Annotated in this window: 3 protein-coding genes; 2 read left to right on the forward strand and 1 reads right to left on the reverse strand. The window is 48.6% G+C overall.

The annotated features are described in order from the left end of the window. Together O9334_RS18045 and hisD are read left to right on the forward strand one after the other, a co-directional pair. A partial coding sequence (locus tag O9334_RS18045) for a hypothetical protein (protein WP_288001629.1) occupies positions 1–211 on the forward strand: 211 nt, incomplete at its 5' end. Between the two features lie 102 nt (positions 212–313). Then, positions 314–1579 carry a histidinol dehydrogenase gene (gene hisD, locus O9334_RS18050; protein WP_045362688.1) on the forward strand — a complete coding sequence of 422 codons (1266 nt, stop codon included), beginning with the start codon at positions 314–316 and terminating at the stop codon, positions 1577–1579. A gap of 163 nt (positions 1580–1742) precedes the next feature. On the opposite strand, the gene O9334_RS18055 is transcribed toward hisD, so the two are convergent. After that, on the reverse strand, positions 1743–2402 hold the full coding sequence (locus O9334_RS18055; protein ID WP_045362759.1) for a PEP-CTERM sorting domain-containing protein: 660 nt from the start codon (positions 2400–2402) through the stop codon (positions 1743–1745). Positions 2403–2681 lie beyond the last annotated feature (279 nt).

Below are 2681 nucleotides of genomic sequence, written 5' to 3' on the forward strand. Positions count from 1 at the left end.
GTGGGGTGTGGGGTGTGGGGTGTGGGGTGTGGGGTGTGGGGTGTGGGGTGTGGGGTGTGGGGTGTGGGGTGTGGGGTGTGGGGTGTGGGGTGTGGGGTGTGGGGTGTGGGGTGTGGGGTGTGGGGTGTGGGGTGTGGGGAGAATAAATAAAACTAATCTTCTGACGACTGACGACCGACGACCGACGACCGACGACCGACGGCTAAAATAACTGACTCGGTCTCCCTCCCCGGTCAAGATTGAAAGCGATAAGCTAGAGTGTGAGAAGTGAAAACCTTTTAATCTCGTTTCGCCCCTAGAGGATAATAGCTCGATGTTGCGAATTATCACAGAGCCATGGTCAGCCAGAACGGAACTGAGACGAATTCGGGAACGGTTCGACGATCCGGAAATTCGGGAAAAAGAATCGCTTGTCCGAGAGATTGTCGATCAGGTGCGACTTGCTGGCGATCGCTCGTTGGTGGATTACACAGAAAAATTCTATCAACAGTCCCTTAATCTACAGCAACTGAAGGTGAGTGGCTCGGAACTCGATGCTGCTTATCAACAGGTGTCGCAGGACTTATTAAATGCGATCGCTGTTGCCTGTGAAAAAATGGAGGCTTTTCACCGTCAGCGTCTTCCCAAAGCTTGGGTCCAGTTTCCTGAGGATGGTACGGTTCGGGGGAAACGTTATCAACCAGTTAACAGTGTGGGAATTGTCGTTCCCGATGGTAAACGAGCCTATCTCAGTTTATTGCTCCAACAGGCGATTCCTGCCAAAATAGCGGGGGTTAAACGGATTGTCATGGTATCCCCCGCCGATGAGGATTTACGCATCCATCCGGCGATTTTAGTGGCAGCCCAATCGGTGGGTATTAGTGAGATTTATCGGGTGGCTGGACCACAGGCGATCGCCGCTTTAGCCTACGGCACAAAAACGATCGCTCCCGTGGAGATGATTGCCGGAATAGGTGATTTTTATACTAATTTGGCTAAAAAACTGGTTTCTGACCATGTAAAAATCGATTATCTCTCTATTACTTCTGATTTAGTTATTATTGCCGATAATCAAGCTAATCCCAGACAGTTGGCCCTAGATCTATTAGCGCAAGCGGAACAGTATTCTCTAGCGGCTGCGATTTTATTGACGACGGATAAGGCTTTGGCGTTAATAGTACAGGAAGAAGTACAAAAACAGTTACAGGTACATCCCCAGAGATTGTTAACGGAAAAAGCGATCGCTCATTATGGCTTAATCGTGGTGGTGGAATCATTGGAAAAAGCGATCGAATTATCGAATCTTTTTGCTCCCACCCATTTATCCTTAATGATCGATGAGCCTTGGGAAAAGCTATCTTCTGTGAGACAATCGGGAACTATTCTCCTCGGTTCCACTACTCCAAAAGCGGTGGCTGATTATTTGGGTTGTCCTGTGGGAGTGGAAACTTTTCTCGATTCCGCCACTTTGATCGAATATCCTGCCGATTCTTTCGCCTCCATAGCCCACAATCTGCAAATATTAGCGCAAGCGGAGGGATTTACGGCAACGGACGGGGCTATAGAATCCCGAGGTCGCGACGGAACCGAGAAAAACTAAGCTGTTGTAGGCTTTACCGTTGCAATGGCTGGCGGCGGTGTCTCCGTCCAGAACACCAACCGGTTCTAGTACCCGGTAGAAGGTTCCGCACTTCCCCCTCTCTAGCCACAAAAAAAAGCGTTAAGCTTAACCTTAACGCCTGTTTTCGATTTAATGGCAGTGACTAGCTCTTGCGACGAGCGAAAGCACCAGCACCAACAACGGCTAAGATACCGAGTATAGCAGAGGGTTCGGGGACATCAGCTGTGGGGGTTTGGGGGGGAGAAGCAAAGGTACTAGAGGCGTTAACTACACCACCCGGACCGCCGACTTGGTTGAGGTTAACGAGAAGGCTAGAGGGAGTGGGATTAAAACCATTTCCAGTGGTTGTACCTTGGATCAGCAGATCCAAGGTATCTACATTACCCGGAGCAGAATTGGTTGTAAAGGATGTGGCGGTGAAAGTAGCCGTGCCAGAGGCGGTAGTAAAGGTTACGGTAAAAGCACCGGCACCGGGAACACCATCCGCTTCAGAGAAGTCGAAGGTCAGGGGAGAGAGAGCTACAGACGAACCAATGGCAACCGCTAGAGGGCCAGAGAAAAAGTCGTTGGGGTTACCCAGATAAGTTGGTTGGTTGGTATTGACCAAGTTTATATTAGGAAAGGTAAGTGAGGTGGCATTGGATAGATTAGGGCCCGCATAAGAAACTGTACCCACTGGAACATAGCCAATGTTAGCATTTAATTGAGCAGCCTGAGCAGCACCGGCAAAGCCGAAAGCCGCAACGCTGCCCGCAATGGCGAGAGCGCCAGTGGTTAGTTGTCTAGAGATGTTGGTAGTCATTTTGAGTTGTTTGTTGTTTTTTGTTAGAACAAAACACATAGAGGTCTGTACTCTATACCATTAGAACTTCAGATCAGGCAAAATATTCTAAAGATTTCATAAAAACCGATAAAATAGACAATTTTCCTCAACCAGTGTACATAAGTACCTAAGCAAAATTAATTACACATCCAAGCCGTCACCCGTCAGCCAAAAGCTTTTTGCTGTGACCAGTAAACAGTGAACTAAAAATTCAAATCTGATCCCTGATAGCTGTCCCGGAGTCCCCGTCTCCTGACG

It is taken from the genome of Microcystis sp. LE19-8.1F, from assembly GCF_027531715.1.
Taxonomy (GTDB): domain Bacteria; phylum Cyanobacteriota; class Cyanobacteriia; order Cyanobacteriales; family Microcystaceae; genus Microcystis; species Microcystis wesenbergii_A.